At 59.5% G+C, this 3,818-nt stretch carries 6 protein-coding genes; 4 read left to right on the top strand and 2 right to left on the bottom strand.

Annotated features, from left to right (window positions below; translation table 11 throughout):
* Positions 1–91 precede the first annotated feature (91 nt).
* A complete protein-coding gene (locus QZ653_RS12875; RefSeq protein ID WP_296420546.1) occupies positions 92–877 on the bottom strand; it encodes an enoyl-CoA hydratase in 786 nt (261 codons plus the stop codon).
* 55 nt (positions 878–932) lie between these two features.
* Here QZ653_RS12875 and QZ653_RS12880 point away from each other — a divergent pair, with 55 nt between their 5' ends.
* On the top strand, positions 933–1,367 hold the full coding sequence (locus tag QZ653_RS12880; RefSeq protein ID WP_296420547.1) for a PaaI family thioesterase: 435 nt from the start codon (positions 933–935) through the stop codon (positions 1,365–1,367).
* Here QZ653_RS12880 and QZ653_RS12885 read toward each other — a convergent pair.
* Positions 1,331–1,843: a 2'-5' RNA ligase family protein gene (locus QZ653_RS12885; protein WP_296420549.1), complete on the bottom strand. Its 513-nt coding sequence runs from the start codon at positions 1,841–1,843 to the stop codon at positions 1,331–1,333. The genes QZ653_RS12880 and QZ653_RS12885 overlap by 37 nt on opposite strands.
* Positions 1,844–2,045: 202 nt before the next feature.
* On the opposite strand from QZ653_RS12885, the gene rplM reads away from it, so the two are divergent.
* The 3 genes from rplM to QZ653_RS12900 all read left to right on the top strand — a co-directional run bounded on the left by rplM (position 2,046) and on the right by QZ653_RS12900 (position 3,790).
* Positions 2,046–2,507: a 50S ribosomal protein L13 gene (gene rplM / locus QZ653_RS12890; protein ID WP_296420551.1), complete on the top strand. Its 462-nt coding sequence runs from the start codon at positions 2,046–2,048 to the stop codon at positions 2,505–2,507.
* Positions 2,507–2,998, top strand: a complete 492-nt coding sequence (gene rpsI, locus QZ653_RS12895; protein WP_296420552.1) for a 30S ribosomal protein S9 — start codon at positions 2,507–2,509, stop codon at positions 2,996–2,998. The genes rplM and rpsI overlap by 1 nt, the downstream gene beginning before the upstream one ends.
* A gap of 117 nt (positions 2,999–3,115) precedes the next feature.
* The gene (locus tag QZ653_RS12900; RefSeq protein WP_296420554.1) at positions 3,116–3,790 is read left to right on the top strand and encodes an FAD-binding oxidoreductase; all 675 of its coding nucleotides are present in this window, start codon (positions 3,116–3,118) and stop codon (positions 3,788–3,790) included.
* Positions 3,791–3,818 lie beyond the last annotated feature (28 nt).

A 3,818-nucleotide genomic window follows, 5' to 3' on the forward strand; every position in this document is an offset into this window, starting at 1 on the left:
TTGGGGGCCAGCCCCCAAACCCCCGGGATATTTATGAGACAAAGACAAAGGCGCGGACAACGGGTGTTGGGGCGCAGGTGGAGCTTGCGCGTCAGGTGTCCCAGTTCGGGGTGCGTTTTTCCAGAAAGGCGCTGATGCCCTCGTTGGTTTGGGCATGATCCATGTTTTCGGCCATGACCTGACCGGTGTAGACGTAGGCGTCAGCGGTGGTCATCTGGGATTGGGTGTAGAAGGCCTGTTTGCCGATCTTGACCGCGAGGGGCAGTTTTTCGGCGACGGTCAGGGCAAGTGTGCGCGTCTCGCCCGCCAGTTCGGCGTCTGGGACCGCATGGTTGATCAGGCCGATGTCACGCGCCTCGGACGCCTGAAGGAACCGTCCCGTCGTCAGCATCTCGAACGCCTGTTTGCGCGGGACATTGCGGGTCAGCGCGACCATAGGGGTGGAGCAGAACAGGCCGATGTTCACGCCGTTGACGCCAAAGCGTGTGGTATCTGCCGCCACGGCCATGTCACAGGTCGCCACCAGCTGGCAGCCCGCCGCCGTGGCAATCCCGTGCACTTGGGCGATGACCGGCTGGGGCAGCGATTGGATCGTCTGCATCATGGCCGAACAGCGTGCAAAAAGATCACCCCAGGCTGCGGTGCCGCCATCCTCGTCCTGTCGGGCAGCTTGCATTTCCTTCAGATCGTGGCCTGCGCAAAAGGCCTTGCCCGCGCCCGAAAGAATAACGGCCCGGACCGATCTGTCGTCCTTGAGCCTGTCAAGTTCCGCCTGCAGGGCTGCAATCATCGCGTCGCTGAGCGCATTGAGGTTATGCGGGCTGTTGAGTTCAATATGCGCAATATGATCGGCGTCGGTGCGGGTCAGCAGGGTCATGGCTTGTCCTTTGGCGTGTCTTGCGCAAGCTTAGGCAGACACCGGGAGAATTGCCATGGATATGAAGATGAACGCCGCGGATTTGCAGGCCTTTCTGGCGCGGGATTTCCCACAGGTCGCCGCAGACTTTGAATTTGTTGAGGTGGCGCCACCGTTCGTGACCATGGCGCTGGTGGCCTCGGACAGACACCTCAGGCCCGGTGGCACGGTGTCGGGACCCTCCATGTTCGGTTTGGCCGATGTCTGCGCCTACTTTTGTATTCTGAGCGTCTTGGGACCTGTGGCTTTGGCGGTCACCACGAACTGCTCCATTGATTTCATGCGCAAACCGCGACCGGGACGGCTGTTGTGCCGGATGGAACTGTTGAAGCTGGGCCGTGCGCTGGCCGTGTGCGAGGGGCGGCTGTTTGGCGAAGGGGCCGAGGACAAACCCGTGGCCCGCGCATCGCTGACCTATTCCATTCCCCCGAAGGGCACGTCACACAGATGATCCCATGGCCCGCCCCGATAGGCCCAAAGCGAAAGTCCGGGACAGGGAATGTCGAACGGCGCGAAATCCTTGCGCAAGGTGGTAAGGGTTTTCAACGCCGTGTTGCGGTCAACCTTGTTTTGCACCGTCACATGGGGCCGGAAGCCGCGCGCATCCTGTGGCGTCAGCCCGTCGCGCCACAGATCGGCCAGAACCGCGCGCCGCGCTTCGAGGTCGGGGTTTTCGATGGCAAAGGCACAGCCGCCCCCGAAATCCAGAACGTCGGTCGCGGTCAGCGTCAGGGGGGACCAAAGCGCACAGTGATGCCGGAGGGTTTGGACAATATCCGGACGTTGGCCTGCTTGCAGATGATGAAACAGGGTCAGATGCGCCGGAAGACGGTAGCCCCGATCGGGAAAATACTGCAGACGCAAGGCGTCAAGATATGCGCCGGATTGTCCGGCAAGTTGCGCGGTCAGGATGATTGGGGCGTTCATGGCAGCCTAGATAAACCGGTCCCTGGCCGCGCCAAGATATCTTTGCGCAAAGATTGGGGTAAAATGATACCGTTTTTTTAAGCTATTGATACTGAACGTTTTTTACTGTTTGGCGGCTGTTGACGCCCCCCGCTGCTCCGCCTAAAAGACCCCATCGAATGTCGGGCCCCTTGCGGGGTCCTTTTCCATTAGGACCAAAACCATGAAAACCTTCTCTGCTACTCCGGCGGATATCGAAAAGAAGTGGATCCTGATCGACGCCGAGGGCGTTGTTCTGGGCCGTCTTGCCTCGATCATCGCCATGCGGCTGCGTGGTAAGCACAAAGCCACCTTCACCCCCCATATGGACATGGGCGACAACGTCATCGTCATCAACGCCGACAAGGTGCAGCTGACAGGCAACAAGCGCGAAAAGCCGAACTATTGGCACACCGGCACTGTGGGCGGCATCAAATCCCGCACCACCGGTGAGATCCTTGAGGGGGACCACCCCGAGCGTGTCGTCATGCAGGCCGTCAAGCGCATGCTGCCCGGCAACCGCCTGTCCCGTCAGCAAATGACACACCTGCGTGTCTTCGCAGGCACCGAACATGGCATGGACGCCCAGAAGCCCGAAGTTCTCGACGTGAAAGCGATGAACAAAAAGAACACGAGGACCGCATAATGGCCGATCAAGTGAACTCCCTCGAAGAATTGGGTGCCGTCGCTGAAGGCGTAGAAGCGCCTGCTGCAACGATCGAAATCAACCGCGAGCCTGTCAAGGACGACCTCGGCCGGTCCTATGCCACAGGCAAGCGTAAAGACGCTGTTGCCCGTGTCTGGATCAAGCCCGGTTCCGGCAAGGTCACCGTCAATGGCAAAGACCAGGACGTGTATTTCGCGCGCCCCGTTCTGCAGATGATCCTGCGCCAGCCGTTCGACGTGGCCGGTGTTGCCGGTCAGTTTGATGTGGTGGCCACGGTCAAAGGTGGCGGTCTGTCTGGTCAGGCTGGTGCGGTCAAGCACGGCATCTCCAAGGCGCTGCAGTTGTTTGATCCATCCTTGCGCGCAGCCCTGAAGGCCGCAGGCTTCCTCACACGCGACAGCCGCGTGGTGGAACGGAAGAAATACGGTAAAGCCAAAGCCCGTAAGAGCTTCCAGTTCTCCAAGCGTTAAGCGATCCGAAAATTGCTTCGAAAGGGCGGTCCTGTTGGGCCGCCCTTTTGCGTCGGGGCATCCCCGTGGAACAGCTATGCGCCTCAGGCGTTTTGTCCGCAAAGAAGGATTTACGTTATGCCCCACGACATCACCCTACGCCAGATAGACCCTGTGACACCGGACACCTACCAGCTGGTCTTTGACAAACCGGACGGGTTCACGTTCACCGCAGGTCAGGCCACCGATATGGCCCTTCTCAAGGAGGGATGGGAGGCGGAGAAACGCCCCTTCACCTTCACCTCGTTGCCAGACGATCCACATTTGGAATTTGTCATCAAATCCTATCCCGATCATGACGGGGTGACCGAACAAATTGCCAAAATGGCCGCAGGCGACCGTGTGCGCATCACGGAGCCGTGGGGCGCCATCGCCGATAAGGGACACGGTGTCTTCTTTGCCGGCGGCACCGGTGTGACCCCCTTCATCCCCATTCTGCGGGCCCGCGCCCGCGAAGGCACTCTTGCCGGATGTACCCTCGTTCTGGCCGCCCGAACCGAAGAAGAACTGATCCTCAAATCCGAATGGGACCAGATGCAGGGGCTTGAGACGCTTTATGTCCTGAGCGATGAAAACAAGGCCCCGTTTGATCACGGTCGCATCTGTCTGGAAGTGGCCAATGAATTTGTCGCAGGACAAGGCGAAGGTGACCATATGTTCTACATCTGCGGACCCGAAGGTATGGTCGAAAACGTGCGCAACAATCTCACGTATATGGGGGTCTCGAACGACCGCATCGTCACCGAAGGCTGACCGCCGTTTCTCTGGTTCAAAAATACCT

Origin of the sequence: Pseudooctadecabacter sp., from assembly GCF_020627745.1 — a bacterium.
In the GTDB taxonomy this organism is placed as follows: Bacteria; Pseudomonadota; Alphaproteobacteria; order Rhodobacterales; family Rhodobacteraceae; genus Octadecabacter.

Excerpts from the sequence above, each read along its gene's own strand:
- QZ653_RS12875 (WP_296420546.1), bottom strand. The coding sequence starts at position 877 with ATGACCCTGCTGACCCGCACCGACGCCGATCATATTGCGCATATTGAA.
- QZ653_RS12880 (WP_296420547.1), top strand. The coding sequence starts at position 933 with ATGGATATGAAGATGAACGCCGCGGATTTGCAGGCCTTTCTGGCGCGG.
- QZ653_RS12885 (WP_296420549.1), bottom strand. The coding sequence starts at position 1,843 with ATGAACGCCCCAATCATCCTGACCGCGCAACTTGCCGGACAATCCGGC.
- rplM (WP_296420551.1), top strand. The coding sequence starts at position 2,046 with ATGAAAACCTTCTCTGCTACTCCGGCGGATATCGAAAAGAAGTGGATC.
- rpsI (WP_296420552.1), top strand. The coding sequence starts at position 2,507 with ATGGCCGATCAAGTGAACTCCCTCGAAGAATTGGGTGCCGTCGCTGAA.
- QZ653_RS12900 (WP_296420554.1), top strand. The coding sequence starts at position 3,116 with ATGCCCCACGACATCACCCTACGCCAGATAGACCCTGTGACACCGGAC.